The organism is Corticibacter populi, assembly GCF_004217315.1.
GTDB classification, from domain to species: domain Bacteria; phylum Pseudomonadota; class Gammaproteobacteria; order Burkholderiales; family Burkholderiaceae_C; genus Lampropedia; species Lampropedia populi.
This window is the reverse complement of sequence record NZ_SGWR01000002.1, coordinates 677,750-697,658: the sequence shown is the minus strand read 5'-3', so window position 1 is coordinate 697,658 and position 19,909 is coordinate 677,750. Positions and strand designations below refer to the sequence as shown.

The window sequence follows — 19,909 nt, the reverse complement described above, 5'->3', positions numbered from 1 at the left end:
CCGCTCCTCATTCGATCAAGCGGTCAATCGATCACCACGTCCTTGAGGGCCGGGTCGGCGCTGGGCATCTGCAGCTTCATGGCGCGCAGCCGGCTGTTGAGCAGTTGCGCGATCATCAGGTTGCGGTGGCGCTTGTTGTCGGCCGGAATGACGTACCAGGGCGCGTGGCTGGTCGAGGTGGCCTGCAGCATGGCGGCATAGGCCCGCTGGTAGTCGTCCCACTGCGAGCGGGTGTGCAGGTCGCCAATGCTGAACTTCCAGTGCTTGTCGGGGTCGTCGAGGCGGTCCTGCAGGCGTTTTTTCTGCTCTTCCTTGCTGATGTGCAGCATGCACTTGATGACGGTGGTGCCGGTCTCGACCAGCAGCCGCTCGAAGTTGTTGATGTGGGCGTAGCGGCGCTGGGTTTCGGCCGCATCGATCCAGCCCTCGACGACGGGCACCAGCACGTCCTCGTAATGGCTGCGGTTCCACACTGCCAGTTCGCCGGTGCCGGGCACCACCATGTGGCAGCGCCAAAGGAAGTCGCGCGCCTTCTCGATCTCGCTGGGGGCCTTGAAGGCCGCCACGCGCACGCCCAGCGGCGAGGTGCGCGAGAACACCCAGCGGATGGTGCCATCCTTGCCGCTGGTGTCCAGGCCCTGCAGCACCAGCAGCACCTTGCGCTGGTGTTCGGCATACAGGATGTTCTGTAGGCCGTCGAGCTCGACGGCGAGCTCCTCCAGGCGCTGCAGTTCTGCCTGCTTGTTCTTGAGCTTGAAGTAGGTGTCGGCCGGGTTGATGTCGCCGAGGCTGCGCTTGGCGCCGATGCAATAGGGTTTGAAGCTTTTCATGGTCTTTCAGGGAGGGTGCCGTTCAGAGCAGCACGATGTCGTAACGGTCGGGCGCCAGTGCGTTCTCGGCGACCAGGCCGATGGGTTTCTCGATGAAGTCCGAGAGGCTGGCGAGGTACTGGCTTTCCTCGTCGAGGAACAGCTCGATGACCTCGGGGGCGGCCAGCACCTTGATCTCGCGCGGGCTGAACTGGCGCGCCTCGCGCAGGATCTCGCGCAGGATGTCGTAGCAGACGCTGCGCGGCGTCTTGACTTCGCCGGTGCCGCCGCACACCTCGCAGGGGCGGGTGAGCACGTGGGCCAGTGATTCGCGCGTGCGCTTGCGGGTCATCTCCACCAGGCCCAGCGGCGAGAATTCGCAGGCGGTGGTCTTGACGCGGTCGCGTGCGAGCTGCTTGCGGAACTCCTGCAGCACGGCCTGCTGGTGTTCCTCGCGCGTCATGTCGATGAAGTCCACCACGATGATGCCGCCGAGGTTGCGCAGCCGCAGCTGGCGGGCAATGGCCTGTGTGGCCTCCAGGTTGGTCTTGAAGATGGTGTCGTCGAAGTTGCGCGCGCCCACATAGCCGCCGGTGTTGACGTCGATGGTGGTGAGCGCCTCGGTCTGGTCGATGATCAGGTAGCCGCCCGATTTGAGCTCGACGCGCCGGCCCAGTGCCAGGCGGATTTCCTCGTCCACGTTGAAGAGGTCGAAAATGGGGCGCTCGCCCTGGTAGAGCTGCAGCCTGGGCAGCGCCGCCGGCATGTATTCGCGGGCAAAGCCCTGCAGCGCGGCAAACTGCTCGCGCGAATCGATCTCCACTGCGCGCGTGGCCTCGTTGGTCAGGTCGCGCAGCACGCGGCGCAGCAGGTCCAGGTCCTGGTGCAGCAGGCTGGTGGCCGGCTGCGTCAGCGCCGCCTCCTGGATCTTGCGCCAGGTCTTGCGCAGGTAGAGGATGTCCTCGATCAACTCGGCATCGCCGGCCTCCTCGCCATTGGTGCGCAGGATGAAGCCGCCGGTGCGTTCCTGGGCCGGCGTATGCGCCCGCACCAGTGTCAGGAGGCGCTGGCGCAGCGCGTCGCGCTCCCTGAGCGGGATCTTCTGCGAGACGCCGATGTGGTCGTCCTGCGGCAGGAACACCAGCGAGCGCCCGGCGATGCTGATCTGCGTGGACAGACGCGCGCCTTTCTTGCCGATCGGGTCCTTGATGACCTGCACGAGGATGCTCTGGCCCTCGAAGACCTGCCGCTCGATGGGCTTGACCGGCTCAAGCCGGCGCGTCGTCGCCAGCGTCTCGCCATTGGCTTGGCGTTGCCAGACATCGGCCACGTGCAGAAAGGCCGCGCGCTCGAAGCCGATGTCGATGAAGGCCGACTGCATGCCCGGCAATACCCGCGCGACCTTGCCCAGGTAGATGTTGCCGACCAGGCCGCGCTCGAGCGTGCGCTCGAGGTGGATCTCCTGCACCGAGCCGCCCTCGACGACGGCCACGCGCGTCTCCTGGGGCGACCAGTTGATCAGGATGTCGTGCTGCTCGGGGGCATGACGGGGCTGCGCGGCGGCGGCCGCGCCTTGCCCGTCCATGGCGTCCATGGCGTCCATCGCGTCGGTATCGTTGGCCGGCGATGTTGCCGGGGCGGCCGGGGTGTCGTTCTGCGGGTTCATGACAGGGCCTGTGTTGGGAGGGCTTCGGTGGCTTCGATGGTGTCAGCGGCTTCGGCGGTCCCGGTGATGTCGGTGGAGACCCCGGCCGCCGTTCCCGGCCATCGCAGGGCTTGCAGCAACTGCCAGGTTTCATGCAGGGGCAGGCCCATGATGCCCGAATGGCTGCCGCTGATGTGCGCGGCGAAGGCTGCCGCCAGACCCTGGATGCCGTAGCCGCCAGCCTTACCCTGCCATTCGCCCGAAACCAGGTAATGCCGCACCTCGGCAGTGCTCAGGGGCGCAAAGCGCACCTCGGAGACCGAGAGCGCCTGCCGCACCTGACCGGCATGCGCGACGGCCACGGCCGTCAGCACCCGGTGGGTGCTGCCGCTCAGGCGCTCCAGCATGGTCCGCGCCTCGGTCGCATCGGCCGGCTTGCCCAGAATCTGTCCGCCCAGTTCCACCGTAGTGTCGGCGCACAGGATGGGCGCGGGCGGCAGCGCGCGCCGCAGGGCCCGCTGTTGAGCGGCGTCGAGCTTGCGCAGGGTCACGCGCTGCACATAGGCATCGGGCGACTCGCCGGGCAGCACGTCTTCCAGCGCTTCCGGGTCCTCGGCGATGTCGCTGGCGGGGTCTGGCAGCAGCAGGGTATGCGCCACGCCGATCTGCGTCAGCAACTGGCTGCGCCGCGGGCTCTGGGATGCGAGATAAATGCCTGGCATGGTCGGGAATGGGGAAAGTCGCAAGGAATGGCCGGGACGACAGCCATGAGATGGATGCGCATGGGCAACAGGAACCCATTCTATCCATGCCGCCCGGCAGGCTGTGGAGGCCTGGCGCAGCCTGCCGCAAGCCGGCGCCTATAATCTGCGCCGCACGCATGGGCGCCGATAACGGCCGCCGTGCATTCGCAGGCCAGCCAGCAGCCAATAGCCAACCTGCCCATCTTCAGCCGGGAGTCGCCATGCCAATGCGAGGGTTCCCCGGCATTCCTGCGGGCTGGGCGTCGTCGTGTTTGAGCGTTATTACCGGGAGCTGCTGAATTTTCTGGGCCGCAAGGTGGCCGATCGCGCCGTGGCCGCCGACCTGACGCAGGAAACCTACGTCCGCATCTACGCCACGCTGGCGCGCGAGCCGGCCCGGTCCATTCGCAACCCGCGTGCGCTGCTCTACCGGATCGCCCGCAACCTGCTCACCGACCATTACCGCCGCGGCGTGCTGCAGGCGCAGTTGCGCGAACCGGCGGCCGAGGCAGAAGCGGGCGAGGACGGACTGGCACAATGGCCCGGCTGCCGCACCCAGGAGCCCGAAGTCATCGTCGCAGCGCGCCAGCGCCTCGAGGCGATCGAGCGCGCCATCGCCGCCTTGCCGGCGCGGCCGCGCGAGGCCTTCATGCTGTATCGCATCGAGGGACTGGGGCGTGCCGAGGTGGCCGCCCGCATGGGCATCGGCATCAAGACGGTGGAGACGCACCTGGAAGTGGCCATGCAGGCTTGCCTGGAGCAGCTCGCACAGCTGGACGAAGGCCTTGGCTGCGTTGACGTGCCGCCAAGGCGGGTCTGATGCAAGCACCTGAGTTCCAGCGCCCGATGTCACGCACAGAATCCGAACACCCGCCTTTCGCTCCATCCACCATGCCCGTTCCCCACGATGACGATGCCGCCCTGAGACGCCAGGAACTGGTGCGCTGGTTCCTGCGCCGCCAGGAGCCGCAGGGCTGGACGGCACAGGACGAACAGGCGTTTGAGGGCTGGCTGGCCGCGCATGCGGGCAACCAGGCACTCTATGCCCGCTGGGAGGCGGACTGGCGGCTGATGGATGCCCTGCCGGACGCGGCCATCGACAGGCTGCGTGCCCAGGTGGCGGCCGACCGGGTTGCGGCTGGCAGCGCCGCTCCGGCCATGGCAGCGGCGCCGCGCCGCGCTTTCATGCACCGGGGCCTGGCACTGGCGGGCGTGGCCGGGGTGGCAGTGACCGCCGGCAGCCTGGGCTGGTTGCATGGCAGGCCGCCGTCGTCCGACAGGCTCAGTCTGCGGACCGGCCGTGGCGAAATGCGCGAGTTGACGCTGCCCGACGGCAGCCAGCTGATGCTGGATACCGCCACCGAACTGCAAGTCCGCTACCACGCCGATGCGCGCGAACTGCGCCTGCACCAGGGGCAGGCGGTGTTTTCCGTGGTGCCCGATGCACAGCGGCCGTTCCGGGTGGTCGCCGGGTCGGTGCGCGTCACCGTCACCGGCACGCGCTTCTCGGTGCGGCACACGCCTGACCAGGCAGGCCGCGCCGCGCCGGAGGTGGCGGTGGCGTCCGGCGAGGTGCGGGTCGAAGGCGGACGCCTCGACCTGCTGGGACGCTGGCAGGCGGAGGAGGCGCTGCCCGCGCATGCGCTGACGGCGGGGCAGCAATTGGTCTGGGATGGACAGGCGGGAGCGCCGAGTCTGGCTAGCATCAGGCCGGACCAATTTGCCAACTGGCGCGAGCGGCGCGTCAGCTTCAGCGACACCCCCTTGGCGCAGGCCGTCGCGGAGCTCGAGCGCTATGCCGATACCGGCATCACCTCGATGGACCCGCGTGCTGCCCAGCTGCGCCTGAGCGGCACGTTCCGCAGCGGCGATGCACAGGCCATGCGGCGCCTGCTGGCCGGTGCGCTGCCGATCCGCCTGGAACCCGACGGCGAGGGCTACCGCATTCGTGCGGCCGTGCCTTGATCCCTCAGAACCCCTCGCAAGACCCTCGGCACCTGGGGCTTGATGCTTGGCGTTTGATGTATTGAAACATATTGTTTCAAATAAAGAGGCGGCGCCTATCCGGCATTTCTTCTTCCGGTTCGTCTATGAGAGTCGTAATGATTCTCATGGTTTGTTCTTAGAAGAGGCGGGAAGAACATGGTTTTCCAGATATTGCGTCCGGCGCCGCTGGCGCTGGCTGTTTCGCTGGCGCTGGCGACGGGTGTCTTGCAAGCGCAGCCCGCGGACGGCGGGGCACAAGCGGCCGCAGGCGCGGCCACCCTCCGGATCCCGGCGCAGCCGCTGGGCGATGCGCTCAACGCGCTGGCACAGCAGGCGGGCCTGCAGATCGTCGTCAGCCAGACGCTGGTGGCTGGCAGGCAGGCCCCGGCCGTGTCGGGCCGCATGGAGGTCCGGCAGGCGCTCGAGCGTCTGCTGGCCGGCAGCGGCCTGGCGGCGCAGGTTGATGGCAACGAGGTGGTGATCCACCGTGCCGCACCGTCGGTGGTTTCCGCGGCGCTGCCGGAAGTGACGGTGGCTGCTGGCACGCTGGAGCCGGAGCCCATGGCGGGCGCCACGGTCTATACCCGCGAGCAGATCGCCAACACACCTGCCAGCAACCGCGATCTCAGTGGTTTGCTGGAGAACCACCCGGCCGTGCGCATCGACAATGCCGCCAATGCCGGCGGCAATCGCGGCTCGATGGATGTGGCGGACATTTCCTTCCATGGGGCCAGTCCGTACCAGAACCTGTTCCAGATCGATGGCATGGATGCGAGCAACAACATCAATCCGGCCAACAAGAACCTCAATCTGCAGATCGGCAATGTGCCGAGCAACAGCCAGGCGTATTTCGTCGACACCAGCCTGCTCGAAGAGGTCAAGGTGTTCGACAGTTTCGTGCCGGCCGAATATGGGCGCTTCAATGGCGGGGTGGTTGATTCGCGGCTGCGCCGCGCTTCGGGCCAGAATGGGCTCAAACTCTCCTATCGCTTCAACAATTCCGGCCTGACCCGGCAGAAGGTGGGCGAGGCACTGGAGACAGACTTCGCCAACGGCGCCGTGGGGTATTCGCCCAAGTGGCGCAAGCATTTCATCTCGGCAACGGGTGAATACAACTTCAGCGAGGATCTGGGTGTGGTGTTCGGCCTCTCGCGGCGCCAGTCGCGCATTCAGCGCTATGGCATGAGCGTCGATGATGCCGGCGAAGCCAGCCTGCGCGAGGGCTCTCAGGATGATCTCGTGGACAACCTGCTGAGCAAGTTCAGTCTGCGAATTTCTCCGCAGACCACCAGTGACCTGACCATCAAGTATTCGGCGCGCAAGCAGCAACTGGTCGACGACTTCTTCCGCGACACCCGTTGGGACTACAACCACAATGCCTATGGCCTGGCCTGGGATCTTGGCCACGCCTTCACGGGGGGGCGCTACAAGTTGACGGTGGGCTACGACCGTTTCCTCAGCGATCGCAACTCGGATGGCAATGAGCTGGTCACCAGCTTCTATGTGGGACAGACCAGCCGCAATTACACGAGCGGTGGCTTTGGCCGGGAGGAGACCTCGCGCGACACCTGGACCGTGAAGAACCGCATCGAATGGGATGCGCTGCAAACCGGTGCCATCACGCACACCCCCTATGCGGGCCTGGACGTGCAGCACATCGGTGCGCGCTTCAAGCGCCACCAGGATGCCTACAGCTACCAGTTGCGCTACCTGGCCGATGGCAGCACGCAGGAGCGCTCCAAGAGCCTCTACCACGCCGGCACGGTCGATCTGGACTACCAGACCTACGGCCTGTACCTCAGTGACCGCATGACCTGGCGCAATCTCACGCTGGATCTCGGCCTGCGCTATGACAGGGAAACCTTCATCGACAACGGCAATATCTCGCCACGCACGCGCCTGGACTGGGACGCGCTGGGCAACGGCAACACGGTGCTCAGCGCGGGCTGGAACCGCTATTACGGAGACAGCATCCTGCAGATGGGCCTGCAGGAGAACATCAATACGCTGCGCGAACTGATCATCAACAGCTCGGGCGTGTCGGTCAACAATGGCCGCTATGACCCGAGCTATACGCGCTACCAGGATCTGCGCACGCCCTACGATGACGAATGGGCATTCCAGTTGCTGCAGCGCTTCGGCGGCATGGAGGCGCGGCTGGGCTATGTGCATCGCAACGGTCGCGACCAGATCGCCCAGTCCGGCAGCGGCACCGAGTCGAACCCCTATGTCTATAACAACCTGGGCCGCTCGCGCACCCACTCCTGGTCGCTGGGGCTGGCCAATGCCACGCCATGGCACGGGCTGGGCGCGCAGTGGCGCCTGCAGGCCAGCGCCAGCTATGAACGGACCCGCACCAACAGCAACCTCAGCGAAGGCTACCAGGAGGGCCTGACGAGCGACGACCCGTACATCATCTACAACGGCGAACGAATCCTGCGTGCCGACAAGCCGGGCGTGGCGTTCAACCGGCCCTCGCAGGCGCGACTGGACGTGTCGACCCGCTGGGGCGGGCATGGCGTGACCCTCAACAATGCGCTGACCTGGAAAAGCGCGCGCGACGCGATCGCCTATGTGGGCTTGGGTGCGGCGCCGGAGCGGCTCGAACGCTATGAGTCGACGCGCGTGCCCGCGCATTGGACCTGGGATGCCAGCATTTCCTGGGCGCCGCGGCAGGCCAAGGGGTTGGAGCTGACCCTCGAAGTGCTGAACCTGCTCGACAAGCAGCCGGTGGTGGTGCCCACCAGTCCGATCTACAGCACCAACCGTGATCTGTATCGCAGCGGCCGGGAGATCTGGCTGCAGGTCGGCTACCAGTTCTGACCGAGACACGCATGCAGGCATGGCGCAGCAGGATCGCGTGGGCCGGGCTGGTGTTGCTGATGGCCCAGGCTGGAGCGTCCGGCGCGGTCGGCTCCGGTGCCGCTGACATGGCTGCCGACCCCTGCCAGCGCGAGCGCGGCGAGTGGGACACCGCCTGCCTGCGCGCGCGCTACAGCGGGGCCCCCGTCGACTGGCCGCGTCCGCAGATCGATGCCGGCTTGGCCTGGCAGGAGATGGCGCCGGCGCCTGCCGCGCCTGCACCCGATGCCGTCAGCACGCTGGGTGAGCGGCTGTTCTTCGACCCGCGCCTCTCGCGCAAGGGGCAGGTGGCCTGCGCCTCCTGCCATCAGCCGGACAAGGCCTTTGGTGATGGCCGGCCGCTGGCCATTGGCGAGGACGGCCTGATGGGCATGCGCCGCAGCCAGACCCTGCTGGCCGCACCGTTCGCGCCGCGGCTGTTCTGGGACGGGCGCGCGGCCTCGCTGGAGCAGCAGGCGGCCATGCCCATCGCGCATCCGCGCGAGATGAACCATACGCTGCCTGAATTGGTGCAGCGCCTGGCGGCGCTGCCGGAGTATGCGCCGCTGTTCGAGGCCGCCTATGGCAGGCCGCAGCCGGAGGCGGCCGGCATCACGCGGGCGCTGGCGGCCTTCGTGCGCCGCATCCGCCCGGCACCGACCGCCTTCGATGACTTCCTGGCGGGTCGGCGCAATGCGCTCGATGACCGGCAATTGCTGGGCCTGCACCTGTTTCGCACCAAGGCGCGCTGCATGCACTGCCACCATGGCCCGTTGCTGACGGACCTGGGCTTTCACAACCTGAACCTGTCCTTTTTCGGCCGCCGCAACCAGGACCTCGGCCGCTTCGAATTCACCCGCGATCCGCAGGATCTGGGCACGTTTCGCACGCCCAGCCTGCGCAACGTCTCGCGCGGCGGCCCCTGGATGCACAACGGCATCATGCCCTCGCTGGAGGGCATCGTGCGCATGTACAACCTGATCGAGGCGGGCTTTCCCCGGCGCGGCGGCGAGGGTCCGCAGCCGCCCGCGCCCGCGCCTTCGTCGCTGCTGCGCTCGTTGCAGCTGACGCCGGAGGAAATCACGGCGCTGGCGGCGTTTCTGGAGGTGCTTTGAGCGGGTGCGGGTCAGTCGGCCTCGAAACCGCGCAGCTGCAGCCATTCGCTGGCGGGCGCGCGGCTTGAACGCCACTGGTTGATGGGTGCGTCCATGTCGGCATGGCCCAGCGCAATGCCAAAGGCGACGATCTCGTCCTCGCCCTGCAACGCCAGCCGCGGCCTCAGCACGGCCTGGTAGCGGCGCCAGAAGCCCTGGGCGCAGGTGGCCAGGCCTTGCTCGGCCGCCAGCAACAGCAGCGACTGCATGTAGGCGCCCAGGTCAACCCACTGGGCCGGGCCCATGCGCCGGTCCACACAAATGAAGATGCCCACTGGCGCGCCAAAGAAGCTGGCATTGCGGGCGAGCTGGCGCAGGCGCGCGGGTTTGTCCTCGCGGCCGATGCCCAGGCTGCGGTAGAGGTCCTCGCCGTTTTCGTAGCGGCGGCTGCGGTAGGGCTCCCACAGATTGGGCGGGTAGGAGAGCGTGGCACCGTCCTCATCGGGTGCGCCGGCCTCCACCGCCTGCACCAGTTCGGCCAGCGGCGCGCCCCGCAGCGCAATGACGCGCCAGGGCTGCAGGTTGCCGCCCGAGGGCGCCAGCGCGGCCAGCTCCAGCAGTTGGGCCACGCGCCGGGCGTCGGGCTCTTGCGCGGTGAAGGCGCGGGCGGAGAAGCGGTCTTGCAAGGCGGAGAGGACGGACATGGCAGGGCTCCGGCAGGTGGCGATCTGGTGCGATGTAGCGATGTTCAGGCAGCGGCCAGCGCCTCGATGCGGGCGGGCAGTTCCTGCATGTGGCGGATGATGCTGCGCGCGCCGGCCTGCAGCAGGGCCTCTTCGCGGCCCGGAGTGTGCGCATAGGCGATGACGGTGGCGCCAGCGGCGGCGCCGGCACGGATGCCGGGCACGGAGTCCTCGACCACCACGCAGCGCTCGGGGGCGACCTGCAGGCCGCCGGCGGCAGCCAGGTAGACGTCGGGGGATGGCTTGTTGCGCGGCATTTCCTGGCCGCTGAAGATGCGGCCGTCGAAGTAATCCCACAGCCCCACCTTGCGCAACTGCAGGCCGAGCTTGATGCGGTCGGCGCCGGAGGCGCAGGCGATGCGCTGGCCGAAGCGGCCACTGACGTGCGCCACGGCATCGAGGGCGCCGGGCTCGGCCAGCAACTCGGCCTGCAACTGTTCGTTGCGGCGCGCATAGAACTCGGCCATCCAGTCCTCGGTGAGCGGACGGCCGGTGTGGGCCTCGATGCGCGCGCGCTCGTCGCGCACTGCCTTGCCCAGGAAGATGGCGAAACACTCCTCGAAGCTGAGCGTCCAGCCGGCCTCCTCGAGCATCTGGCGCAGCACGCGGTTGGTGATGGGTTCGCTGTCGACCAGCACGCCATCGCAGTCGAACAGTACGGCTTCAAAACGCATGGGGGTATCAGGTGAAAAAAGGGTTGTGGATGGTGTCATGAGAAGACTTTGAGCAGGCTCTCGGGCACACGCGCTCAGTGCGCCTGTTCCCAGTTCAGGCCGATGCCCACCTCGGCCACCAGCGGCACGCGCAACTCGGCCACGCCGGCCATGGTGGCGGGAATCTGCTCGCGCAGCCAGTCCTGCTGGTCCTCGGGCAGCTCGAACACCAGTTCGTCGTGCACCTGCATGATCATCTTCACGCGCGGATTCCGGGCATCGAGCAGGGCCTGCACGGCCACCATGCTTTTCTTGATCAGGTCGGCGGCCGTGCCCTGCATGGGCGCGTTGATGGCGGCGCGTTCGGCGCCGGCGCGGCGCGGGCCATTGGGGGAATTGATCTCGGGCAGGTACAGGCGCCGCCCGAACACCGTCTCCACGTAGCCCTGCTCCTTGGCCAGCGCCTTGGTCTCGTCCATGTAGCGGCGCACGCCAGGGTAGCGCTCGAAGTAGCGCTCGATGTAGTTGCGCGCGGCGGTGTTGTCGATGCCCAGTGTCTTGGCCAGGCCAAAGGCGCCCATTCCGTAGATCAGCCCGAAGTTGATGACCTTGGCGTAGCGGCGCTGCTCGGAGGAGACCTCGTCGATGGGCACGCCGAACACCTCCGAGGCGGTGGCGCGGTGGATGTCCCGGCCCTCGGCAAATGCCTTGAGCAAGGCCTCATCGCCGCTCAGGTGCGCCATGATGCGCAACTCGATCTGGCTGTAGTCGGCGCTGGCGATGCGGTTGCCCGGCTCGGCGATGAAGGCCTCGCGGATGCGCCGGCCCTCGGGTGTGCGCACCGGGATGTTTTGCAGGTTGGGGTCGGTGCTGGAGAGGCGCCCGGTCACCGCCACCGCCTGTGCATAGTGGGTGTGCACGCGGCCGGTGGCCGGTAGCGCCAGTTGGGCGAGCTTGTCGGTGTAGGTGCTCTTGAGCTTGGCGAGGCCGCGGTGCTCGAGGATGCGCGCGGGCAGCGGATAGTCCTCGGCCAGGCGTTCGAGCACTTCCTCGTTGGTGCTGCGTGCACCGGTGGCGGTTTTCTTCACGACCGGCATGCCGAGCTTGTCGAAAAAGATCTCGGCGAGCTGCTTGGGGCTGCCCAGGTTGAACTGCTGGCCGGCCAGCGCGTAGGCCTGCTGCTCGACGGCGAGGATGCGCTCGCCCAGTTCGTGGCTTTGCCGCGCCAGCAGCGCGCCGTCGATCTTCACGCCCACGCGCTCCATGCGGAACAGCACCTCGCTGGTGGCGATCTCCAGCGCGTAGATGCCGCGCAGTTTCTCGTCGGCCTCGATCTGCGGCCACAGCAGGTGGTGCACGTCAAAGGTCTGGTCGGCATCCTCGCAGGCGTAGTGCGCGGCCTTCTCGACATCGACCTGGCTGAACGGGATCTGCCCGGCGCCCTTGCCGCACAGGTCCTCGTAGCTCACGCCCTGGCGGCCGGTGTGGCGCTCGGCCAGGCTTTGCAGGCCGTGCGGCTTGTGTGCCTCGAGCACATAGCTTTGCAGCATGGTGTCGTGTGCATAGCCATGCACCTCGATGCCGTGGTTGGCGAACACGTGGCGGTCGTATTTGATGTGCTGTCCGAGCTTGTGGTGGTCGGGGTTTTCCAGCCAGGGCTTGAGCCGGGCCAGCACCGCATCGCGCGGCAGTTGTGCGGGGGCACCGGCGTAGTCGTGCCCGAGGGGGATGTAGGCGCCCTCGCCGGGGCGCACGCTGACGCTGACGCCGATGATCTGCGCCTGCATCTGGTCCAGCGAGGTGGTCTCGGTGTCAATGGCCACCAGCGGTGCCTGCTGCCACCGGGCCAATGCCGCGTCGAAGTCCTCCCAGCTCAGGATGGTGCGGTAGGCGGGCGTGCCGTGAAAGCCGGTCGCGTCCTCGCGCCGGGCTGCGTCATGGGCATCGGGCGCATCGCCGGTGCCGGTTGCTGCTGTGGCTGCGGGAGCCGCTCCCGTGCCGGCGGCAAACAGGTCGCCGCTCTGGCCATGGGCAGGTGCCGATGCCGCTGCGGCATCGGCGGCCACCTCCGGGTGCTGGGTTTGCAGCTGCTGCGCCAGGGTCTTGAAGCCGTAGGTGTGATAGAAGCTGGCCAGCGCCGGGTAGGCCGGGGCCTGCAGCGGCAGCGCCTCGACGGCGGGCAACTCGGCCACGTCGGTCCTGATGGTCACCAGTTCGCGCGCGGTCGGCAACCACCCGAGCGCCTCGCGCAGGTTCTGGCCGGCCGCGCCCTTGATGTCGCCGGCATGCGCGATGAGCTGCTCCAGCGAGCCATATTCGGCCAGCCACTTGGCGGCGGTCTTGGGCCCGACCTTGGCAACGCCCGGCACGTTGTCCACGGCATCGCCCACCAGCGTCTGGTAGTCGATCATCTGGGTGGGTGCCACGCCGAACTCGGCGCTCACGCCGGCCACATCGCGGCGCTTGCCGCTCATGGTGTCGATGATGCTGATGTGCTCGTCCACGAGCTGCGCCAGGTCCTTGTCGCCGCTGGAGATCACCACCCGCAGGCCGGCATCGGCGGCGCGGCGCGCCAGGGTGCCGATCACGTCGTCGGCTTCCACGCCCTCGACGGCCAGCAGCGGCCAGCCCAGCAGTTCGGTGGCGGTGTGGATCGGCTCGATCTGGCTGCGCAGGTCATCGGGCATGGGCGAGCGGTTGGCCTTGTACTGCGGATAGAGCGCGTCGCGGAAGGTCGGTCCGCTGGCATCGAACACGCAGGCGGCATAGTCGGCCCGCACCTCCTTGCGCAGCGCCTGCAGCATGTTGATGAAGCCGCGGATGGCTCCCGTCGGCGCGCTGTGGCGGTCGCCGGGCACGGCGCGCAGGTCCGGCATGGCATGGAAGGCCCGGTACAGATAGCTGGAGCCGTCGACGAGCACAAGGGTCTTGGATTCGGTCATGGCTCGTATTGTGCATGGAGAGATGCGGCCGCACGCCCGACAAACACGGCAGATGGTGCTTGGATCGACACAGGCGTTGGCCCTACAATGTGCGCATGCCTGCAAACCTCACTTCCACTTTGCTGCTGGCCTTGCTGGTCGGCGCCGCGCCTTTCGCGCCTGCGATCGCCCAGGCGGGCGATCCCGCCGCTGTGCCGCAGCCGGTCGAAGAGCGGGTGGTCTCCGGGCCCGACATCGCGCCCGCGGTCGACGCGTCTGCCGAGCCGGCTTCGCCACCGCGCAGTGCGGTGCGTATCTACCAGGAGGATGCGGGCTCGCGCGTCGAGGAACTGCGCGTGGGTGGCGAGACGCGGGAGATCACCGTCACGCCTGCCGGCACCATGCCGAGCTATCAGGTGCGGCCCACCAACAGCCAGTCGTTCGGTGGCGATTCCGGCCGCCATTCCAGCGATGGCACCAATGGTCCGCGGGTCTGGAAGATCAAGCAGTTCTGATCGGCCCCTGGCACCGGCAGACTTGGCTGGCCAAGGTTTTCTCCCGGTGACTGCCTCTTTCGCGCTCCCATTTCCCTGTTCGTCCCGATTTTCCCGATTGCCCCGATGGCTGTTTACACCGAGGTTCGCGCAGCCGATGCGCAGTTGCTGCTGAACCAGCTGGAGCTGGGCAGCTTGCAGGCGCTCAAGGGCATCGAGGGCGGGGTCGAGAACACCAACTACTTCGTCACCACATCGCGTGGCGAATATGTGCTGACCCTGTTCGAGCGGCTCACGGCCGAGCAGCTGCCGTTCTATCTGCAGTTGACGCGCCACCTGGCCGACAAGGGTATTCCGGTGCCGGCCCCGCAGCCGGACTGCCACGGTCAGCTGCTGTTTGCGCTGTGCGGCAAGCCGGCCGCCGTGGTCGAGAAGCTGGAGGGGCAGAGCCAGCTTGCGCCTCAGCCCGTGCATTGTGCGCAGCTGGGCGGCATGTTGGCGCGCATGCACCTGGCCGGGCGCGACTTTGCGTTGCAGCAGCCCAATCTGCGTGCACTGCCATGGTGGAATGCCACGGTGCCGCAGGTGCTGCCGCACCTGGATGCCGCGCAGGCGCAGTTGCTGCAGCAGGAATTGGCACACCAGAACGCGGTGGCCGCCAGCGCCGACTATGCCCGGCTGCCCCGCGGGCCGGTGCATGCGGACCTGTTTCGCGACAACGCGATGTTCGTCGGCGACCGGCTCAGCGGCATCTTCGACTTCTACTTCGCCGGTGTCGATACCTGGATGTTCGACCTGGGCGTGGTGCTCAATGACTGGTGCATCGAGCTGGAAAGCGGCCGGTTCGATGCCGCTCGCGTGCAGGTGCTGCTGCGGGCCTACGAGGCGGTGCGCCCGCTCGAAGCCGTTGAACGGGCACTGTTGCCCGACATGCTGCGTGCGGCAGCGCTGCGCTTCTGGGTTTCACGGCTGTGGGATTTCTACCTGCCACGCCAGGCCAGCATGCTCAAGCCCCACGATCCGGGGCATTTCGAGCGGGTGCTGCGGGCACGGCTCACCGGCGACCTGGCCTCAGCCCTGGCTTGATGTGCCGGCCGCCGCGTGAGCGGCGGTGTGCTGGTTCAGTCCCTGGCAGGGCGCTCGCCGCGTTCGCCACCTTCATGCGGCGGACGCTGCATGCGTGCGGCCAGCTTGCCATTCTGTTCCTGGCAGGTGCCGGTCATCGTGCGGCTTTCGCCATCCCGGCCCTTGACGGTGAACTGCACCTCGGTGCCGGCGGTCTTGCCCACGCAGGCGTCAACGGCTTCCTGGCGCGGGGCGCGCGGGCTGTCATCGCCCTTGGGCTGGGCGAATGCATGGGTGGACACCAGAAGAATGCTGGCGAAGGTGGCGGCGATGGATGTTCCGACGGTGTAGCGCGACATGGATTTCCCTTGCATGGGTGATGAATGGAGTGCCGCATTGTCTGCGTCCGCCCCACGCTTGCACAGGCGCCACAGGGGGATTTACCGGATTTTTACCGGTGCTTCACGCGCATTGCGCGCCGCTTTTTTGTGCGTCTTGCCGGCACTTCGGGCCGTCCTGGCGAGCCGCTGCGCCGGGGCATGGGCATGTGTTGGTCCATGCCGCGCGGCAGGGCTTTCAGCGCCGCGCCAGCAGCTCGGTGACGGTGCGGTCGACACCTTGCCGCCAATCGGGCAAGTGCAGGCCGAAGATCTGCTGGAAGTGGCTGGTGTCCAGGCGCGAATTGAGCGGGCGCCGCGCCGGGGTCGGGTAGGCCGAGGTGGGGATGGGCTCGACATTGGCGATGCGCAGCGCCGGATCGATGGCGTGCGCGCTCGCCAACGCGTGGCGGGCGTAATCGAACCAGCTGGCCTCGCCGCTGGCGGTGAGGTGGTAGAGGCCGCTGAAAGCGGCGCTGCCCAGCGTGGCCTGGCGCAGTGCGTGGGCGGTGGCATCGGCCAGCAATTCGGCGCCGGTGGGTGCGCCGATCTGGTCATCGACCACCGTCAGGCGCTCGCGCTCGGTGCCCAGGCGCAGCATGGTCTTGAGGAAATTCTGCCCATGTGCGCCATACACCCAGCTGGTGCGCAGGATCAGGTGCTTGGCGCCGCTGGCGCGGATGCGCCGCTCCCCTTCGAGCTTGCTGCTGCCATAGACCGACAGCGGTGCGGTGGCGTCATCCTCGCGCCAGGGGCGGTTGCCGCTGCCGTCGAACACATAGTCGGTGCTGTAGTGCACCAGCCAGGCATCGAGCGACAGCGCCTCCTCGGCAAGCACCTGGGGCGCAAGGGCATTGATGGCCTCGGCCTGCTGCGGCTCGCGCTCGGCCAGGTCGACGGCGGTGTAGGCGGCGGCGTTGACGATGACGTCGGGTGCCACGGCCCGCACGGCCTGGCGCAGTGCCTCGGGCTGCGCCAGGTCGCCTCCGGGGTCTTCGCGGCTCAGCGCCACTACCTCGCCCAGCAGCGCCAGGCTGCGCTGGAGCTCCCAGCCGAGCTGGCCATTCTTGCCGAACAGCAGAATCTTCATGGCGTCCTCCGTATGGGTGTGGCCGGGTGTGGCTGGCCTGGTGGCGGGCTGGTGCGTTCGGGGCAGTGTACCGCGAGGCATGCAACATGCCGCACAAGGCACCATGGGCCGTCAGGGCCCGTTCAGTACACCTCGGCTTCGGGGTTGGTCTGCTCCAGCTCGTAGCTGGCGGCCAGCATGGCCAGGCGGCCGATCACACCGTACATGTAGAAGCGGTTGGGCAGCGGCTCGGTCGGGTGGCCCTGGGCGTCGAGGATGTGCTCGGGCTCGAAGGCCAGCGGCAGGAAGGTGGCGCCGGGGGCGTTGAGGTTCTCGTCGGCGCCCTTGCTGGCATGGGTGCGGTAGAAGCCGCCGACGACGTAGCGGTCCATCATGTAGACCACCGGCTCGGCGGTGGCGCCCTGGATGGTCTCGATGGTGGGCACGCCTTCCTGGATGAGGAGGTCGCTGAGCTGCTGGCCGTCCTTGATGACCGACATCTTGTTCTTGGTGCGGCGGTTGATGCTGGCGAGCTCGGCGGCGTCCTGCACCATCATCACGCCCATGCCGTAGGTGCCATTGTCGGCCTTGATGGCGACGAAGGGCTTCTCGGCGATGCCGTACTCCTTGTACTTGCGGCGGATCTTGCCCAGTACGGTGTGCACGGTTTCCTGCAGCGCCTCGATGCCCTGACCCTGCGCGAAACTCACGTTTCCAGCGTGGCCGAACACCGGATTGATCAGCCAGGGGTCGATCCCCAGCATCTTGCCAAAGCGCTTGGCCACTTCCTCGTAGGCTTTGAAATGGTGCGACTTGCGCCGTACGCTCCAGCCCGCGTGCAGTGGCGGCAGCAGGAATTGCTCGTGGATGTCCTCGAGGATGCCGGGCGTGCCGGCCGAGAGGTCGTTGTTGAGCAGGATGGTGCAGGGATCGAAGTTCTTCAGGCCCAGCCGGTACTTGCTGCGGATCACCGGCTCGAGCAGCAGTTCCTCGCCGCCGGGCAGCCGCACCAGCGTGTCCTCGGTGATCTCGGGGTTGATCGAGCCGATGCGCACGTTCAGGCCGGCAGCCTGGAAGATGCGGCGCAATTGCACCACATTGGCGAGGTAGAAGTTGTTGCGCGTGTGGTTCTCGGGAATCAGCAGCAGGTTGCGTGCCTCCGGGCAGATCTTTTCGATGGCGGCCATGGCGGCCTGAACCGCCAGCGGCAGCATCTCCGGCGATAGGTTGTTCCAGCCGCCCGGAAACAGGTTGGTGTCCACCGGCGCGACCTTGTAGCCGGCGTTGCGCACGTCCACCGAACTGTAGAAGGGGGGGGTGTGTTCCATCCATTCGAGGCGGAACCAGCGCTCGACCGCGGGCACGGATTCGAGAATGCGTTGTTCCAGTTCGCTGATGGGGCCCGTCAGGGCAGTCACGAGATGGGGGACCATGGGTGTCCTCGAGTTTGAATGGACCGATTGTAGGAGAGCTGCCGCACGGATTGCCCGGCGCCGTGATGAGCAGGCACGGCGCGCAGGCGGATACGGCGGAGGCGGGTGGTTCGGGAACGCCGGCACTGGCCGGGCGATGGGCCGGATGCGCCAGTGGCACTGTCCGCGCTGGCGTCAGCGCCGGGCCTGGGCCGTGGGCTGGGTCAGCCGGCACAGCTGCATCAGCAGCCGCTGCAGGGCGCCCGGTGCATCTGTGGGCCAGGCCGGATTTTTCAAGCCCTTGCAGATGCCGTCGACGGTGTGGGCCGATTGCAGCACGCGTGAGATGGGCGGCAGGCGCAGGCGCGGCAGCACCCGCTCGAACAGTTTTTCCTTCGGCCCCCAGGCGCGCGCCTGGCGCAATGCCTGGGGCATGGGCGTGCCCTCGTCAAGCGCCTGGCGGGCGCGATAGAGGCTGAGCACGTCACCGGCGAGCACGCTGTGCAGCCGCACCGGCGCTTCGCCTTCGGCCAGCAGGCCGTCGAGGATCTTCTGGCTGCGCAGCAACTGGCCCGACAGCGCCGCCTCGGAGAGGTCGTTGATGCTGTAGCGCGCCACGTTCAGCACGCTGGCTTCGATCTGCGCGCGGCTGAGTTCGCCGGGCGGGTAGAGCAGGCCGAGCTTCTGGATCTCCTGGTGCGCGGCCATCAGATTGCCCTCGACGCAATCGGTGAAGAAGGCCAGCACCTGCATGCCTTCGTCGCCGGCGGGCACGCCCTGGTCCTGGGCCTTGAGGCGCTGGGCCAGCCAGGCGGGCATGTCGCGGCGCGGCACCGGGTCGATGCGCACCACGGCGCCGGCCTTCTCCAGCGCCGCAAACCAGGGGCTTTGCTGCATGGTGCGGTCGGCGCGCGGCAGCAGCACGATCAGCAGCGTATCACTGGCTTGGCCGCCCTGACTGCTGGCCGCCGCCTGCTCGGCGAGCTTGTGCAGCACCTGGCCGCCCTCCTTGCCGGGCTTGCCGGTGGGCAGGCGGATCTCGACGATCTGCCGCTCGGCAAACAGGCTTTGGCTGGCGGCGGCAGCCAGCACCGCCGACCAGTCGAACTGCGTGGCCGCACCCACGAAGGCGGTGCGCTCGCCAAAGCCCTGCTGGCGGGCAGTGCGGCGAATCACCTCGAGCGTCTCCTGCTCCAGCAGCGGCTCGTCGCCGTGCAGCACGTAAAGCGGCGCCAGGCCCTTGGCCAACTGGGCCGCGAGCTGGTTCTGGTTCAGTTGCATGGTGATCCGGTGGTGCAGGTGCTGGGGCAGGCGCGGGTGTCGGTAGCGATCTCAGGCGTGGCTGCCGGACTTGTGGCCGAAGCTGCGGGCCTTGAAGGCCAGCACGATCAGCACGATGCCGAACACCAGCGTGTAGCCGGCCAGCAGCCACAGCAGCGTCAGAATGCCCAGGCCCGGCTGGGCCACCAGCAGGATGCCGAACACGACGGAGAGCACGCCGGCCAGGCCCAGCAGCCATTCGCCCTCGATTTCCTTGCGCAGGCGCACGGCGGCGATGATCTGCAGCACCCCGGTGGCAATGGCCCACACGGCCACGTAGATCAGCAGCGCCAGCGTGACGGCGGCTGGCGCGATCACCGTGAGCACGCCGATGCCGATGCCCACCAGCCCCCACAGCAGCAGCACCCACCAGTAGGCGTTGTCCTTGCGGCCGGAGATCGCCGTCCAGATGCCCAGGATGCCGTCGGCCATCGAATAGGCGCCGAACAGCAGCACCAGCACGGCTACCGTGATTTCCGGCTGCAGCCAGGCGAAGATGGCGAACACGATGGCCGCGATGCCGCGCAGCAGCAGCAGCCACCAGCTGCGCGAGAGCACGCCCGCGAGATATTGCTCGACAGGCGATTGCCCGACAGCCGATTGCCTTGCAGGGGATTGCTCAGAAGGATTGCTCATGGTGATTTCCTTTCACATGGACGTGATGTGGCGGGGCGATGGCCTCACCGGAGGACAGCATGCCAGAGTCCGGTACGCATCGGCTACCCCTGGGCGGCCGT

General features: G+C 67.6%; 17 protein-coding genes. 6 read left to right on the top strand and 11 right to left on the bottom strand.

What is annotated here, in order from left to right:
* Positions 1-23 precede the first annotated feature (23 nt).
* The 3 genes from EV687_RS09320 to EV687_RS09310 all read right to left on the bottom strand — a co-directional run bounded on the left by EV687_RS09320 (position 24) and on the right by EV687_RS09310 (position 3,176).
* Positions 24-830 (bottom strand): PPK2 family polyphosphate kinase, encoded by an 807-nt coding sequence (locus tag EV687_RS09320; RefSeq protein WP_122230495.1) that lies wholly within the window; start codon positions 828-830, stop codon positions 24-26.
* Positions 831-852: 22 nt separating this feature from the next.
* Positions 853-2,394: a ribonuclease G gene (gene rng / locus EV687_RS09315; RefSeq protein ID WP_122230621.1), complete on the bottom strand. Its 1,542-nt coding sequence runs from the start codon at positions 2,392-2,394 to the stop codon at positions 853-855.
* 77 nt (positions 2,395-2,471) lie between these two features.
* Positions 2,472-3,176, bottom strand: a complete 705-nt coding sequence (locus tag EV687_RS09310; RefSeq protein WP_122230497.1) for a Maf family protein — start codon at positions 3,174-3,176, stop codon at positions 2,472-2,474.
* Positions 3,177-3,465: 289 nt separating this feature from the next.
* Between EV687_RS09310 and EV687_RS09305 the strand changes: the two genes are divergently transcribed.
* From EV687_RS09305 to EV687_RS09290, 4 genes are all read left to right on the top strand, one after another.
* Positions 3,466-4,017 carry an RNA polymerase sigma factor gene (locus EV687_RS09305; RefSeq protein WP_122230499.1) on the top strand — a complete coding sequence of 184 codons (552 nt, stop codon included), beginning with the start codon at positions 3,466-3,468 and terminating at the stop codon, positions 4,015-4,017.
* A 71-nt stretch (positions 4,018-4,088) separates the two neighbouring features.
* Positions 4,089-5,162 (top strand): FecR family protein, encoded by a 1,074-nt coding sequence (locus EV687_RS09300; RefSeq protein ID WP_162846642.1) that lies wholly within the window; start codon positions 4,089-4,091, stop codon positions 5,160-5,162.
* Positions 5,163-5,339: 177 nt separating this feature from the next.
* Positions 5,340-8,006, top strand: a complete 2,667-nt coding sequence (locus EV687_RS09295; protein ID WP_242612561.1) for a TonB-dependent receptor — start codon at positions 5,340-5,342, stop codon at positions 8,004-8,006.
* An 11-nt stretch (positions 8,007-8,017) separates the two neighbouring features.
* Positions 8,018-9,139, top strand: a complete 1,122-nt coding sequence (locus EV687_RS09290; protein ID WP_242612559.1) for a cytochrome-c peroxidase — start codon at positions 8,018-8,020, stop codon at positions 9,137-9,139.
* Positions 9,140-9,150: 11 nt separating this feature from the next.
* On the opposite strand, the gene EV687_RS09285 is transcribed toward EV687_RS09290, so the two are convergent.
* The 3 genes from EV687_RS09285 to polA all read right to left on the bottom strand — a co-directional run bounded on the left by EV687_RS09285 (position 9,151) and on the right by polA (position 13,456).
* Positions 9,151-9,822, bottom strand: coding sequence for a nitroreductase (locus EV687_RS09285; RefSeq protein ID WP_122230503.1), 672 nt, complete (start codon positions 9,820-9,822; stop codon positions 9,151-9,153).
* A gap of 44 nt (positions 9,823-9,866) precedes the next feature.
* Positions 9,867-10,535, bottom strand: coding sequence for an HAD family hydrolase (locus EV687_RS09280; RefSeq protein ID WP_122230505.1), 669 nt, complete (start codon positions 10,533-10,535; stop codon positions 9,867-9,869).
* Positions 10,536-10,609: 74 nt separating this feature from the next.
* Positions 10,610-13,456 carry a DNA polymerase I gene (gene polA / locus EV687_RS09275; protein WP_122230507.1) on the bottom strand — a complete coding sequence of 949 codons (2,847 nt, stop codon included), beginning with the start codon at positions 13,454-13,456 and terminating at the stop codon, positions 10,610-10,612.
* Positions 13,457-13,551: 95 nt separating this feature from the next.
* Here polA and EV687_RS09270 point away from each other — a divergent pair, with 95 nt between their 5' ends.
* Both EV687_RS09270 and EV687_RS09265 read left to right on the top strand, forming a co-directional pair.
* A complete protein-coding gene (locus tag EV687_RS09270; protein WP_130466480.1) occupies positions 13,552-13,950 on the top strand; it encodes a hypothetical protein in 399 nt (132 codons plus the stop codon).
* A gap of 105 nt (positions 13,951-14,055) precedes the next feature.
* Complete coding sequence (locus tag EV687_RS09265) at positions 14,056-15,015, top strand: homoserine kinase (protein WP_122230511.1); 960 nt, start codon at positions 14,056-14,058, stop codon at positions 15,013-15,015.
* A gap of 35 nt (positions 15,016-15,050) precedes the next feature.
* Here EV687_RS09265 and EV687_RS09260 read toward each other — a convergent pair whose 3' ends face one another.
* The 5 genes from EV687_RS09260 to EV687_RS09240 form a co-directional block, all read right to left on the bottom strand.
* Positions 15,051-15,353: a hypothetical protein gene (locus EV687_RS09260; protein WP_122230513.1), complete on the bottom strand. Its 303-nt coding sequence runs from the start codon at positions 15,351-15,353 to the stop codon at positions 15,051-15,053.
* 217 nt (positions 15,354-15,570) lie between these two features.
* Complete coding sequence (gene rfbD, locus EV687_RS09255; protein ID WP_122230515.1) at positions 15,571-16,461, bottom strand: dTDP-4-dehydrorhamnose reductase; 891 nt, start codon at positions 16,459-16,461, stop codon at positions 15,571-15,573.
* A gap of 122 nt (positions 16,462-16,583) precedes the next feature.
* A complete protein-coding gene (gene gshA, locus EV687_RS09250) occupies positions 16,584-17,873 on the bottom strand; it encodes a glutamate--cysteine ligase (RefSeq protein ID WP_122230518.1) in 1,290 nt (429 codons plus the stop codon).
* 174 nt (positions 17,874-18,047) lie between these two features.
* Positions 18,048-19,133: a DNA polymerase III subunit delta gene (gene holA / locus EV687_RS09245; RefSeq protein WP_122230520.1), complete on the bottom strand. Its 1,086-nt coding sequence runs from the start codon at positions 19,131-19,133 to the stop codon at positions 18,048-18,050.
* 51 nt (positions 19,134-19,184) lie between these two features.
* The gene (locus EV687_RS09240) at positions 19,185-19,808 is read right to left on the bottom strand and encodes an HdeD family acid-resistance protein (protein WP_122230522.1); all 624 of its coding nucleotides are present in this window, start codon (positions 19,806-19,808) and stop codon (positions 19,185-19,187) included.
* Between the last annotated feature and the right edge of the window lie 101 nt (positions 19,809-19,909).

Coding starts and splice junctions, on each gene's coding strand:
- EV687_RS09240 (WP_122230522.1), bottom strand. CDS start 19,808: ATGAGCAATCCTTCTGAGCAATCCCCTGCAAGGCAATCGGCTGTCGGG.
- EV687_RS09280 (WP_122230505.1), bottom strand. CDS start 10,535: ATGCGTTTTGAAGCCGTACTGTTCGACTGCGATGGCGTGCTGGTCGAC.
- polA (WP_122230507.1), bottom strand. CDS start 13,456: ATGACCGAATCCAAGACCCTTGTGCTCGTCGACGGCTCCAGCTATCTG.
- EV687_RS09295 (WP_242612561.1), top strand. CDS start 5,340: ATGGTTTTCCAGATATTGCGTCCGGCGCCGCTGGCGCTGGCTGTTTCG.
- EV687_RS09285 (WP_122230503.1), bottom strand. CDS start 9,822: ATGTCCGTCCTCTCCGCCTTGCAAGACCGCTTCTCCGCCCGCGCCTTC.
- holA (WP_122230520.1), bottom strand. CDS start 19,133: ATGCAACTGAACCAGAACCAGCTCGCGGCCCAGTTGGCCAAGGGCCTG.
- rng (WP_122230621.1), bottom strand. CDS start 2,394: ATGGACGGGCAAGGCGCGGCCGCCGCCGCGCAGCCCCGTCATGCCCCC.
- EV687_RS09260 (WP_122230513.1), bottom strand. CDS start 15,353: ATGTCGCGCTACACCGTCGGAACATCCATCGCCGCCACCTTCGCCAGC.
- EV687_RS09265 (WP_122230511.1), top strand. CDS start 14,056: ATGGCTGTTTACACCGAGGTTCGCGCAGCCGATGCGCAGTTGCTGCTG.
- EV687_RS09270 (WP_130466480.1), top strand. CDS start 13,552: ATGCCTGCAAACCTCACTTCCACTTTGCTGCTGGCCTTGCTGGTCGGC.
- EV687_RS09300 (WP_162846642.1), top strand. CDS start 4,089: ATGCCCGTTCCCCACGATGACGATGCCGCCCTGAGACGCCAGGAACTG.
- EV687_RS09320 (WP_122230495.1), bottom strand. CDS start 830: ATGAAAAGCTTCAAACCCTATTGCATCGGCGCCAAGCGCAGCCTCGGC.
- EV687_RS09310 (WP_122230497.1), bottom strand. CDS start 3,176: ATGCCAGGCATTTATCTCGCATCCCAGAGCCCGCGGCGCAGCCAGTTG.
- gshA (WP_122230518.1), bottom strand. CDS start 17,873: ATGGTCCCCCATCTCGTGACTGCCCTGACGGGCCCCATCAGCGAACTG.
- EV687_RS09290 (WP_242612559.1), top strand. CDS start 8,018: ATGCAGGCATGGCGCAGCAGGATCGCGTGGGCCGGGCTGGTGTTGCTG.
- rfbD (WP_122230515.1), bottom strand. CDS start 16,461: ATGAAGATTCTGCTGTTCGGCAAGAATGGCCAGCTCGGCTGGGAGCTC.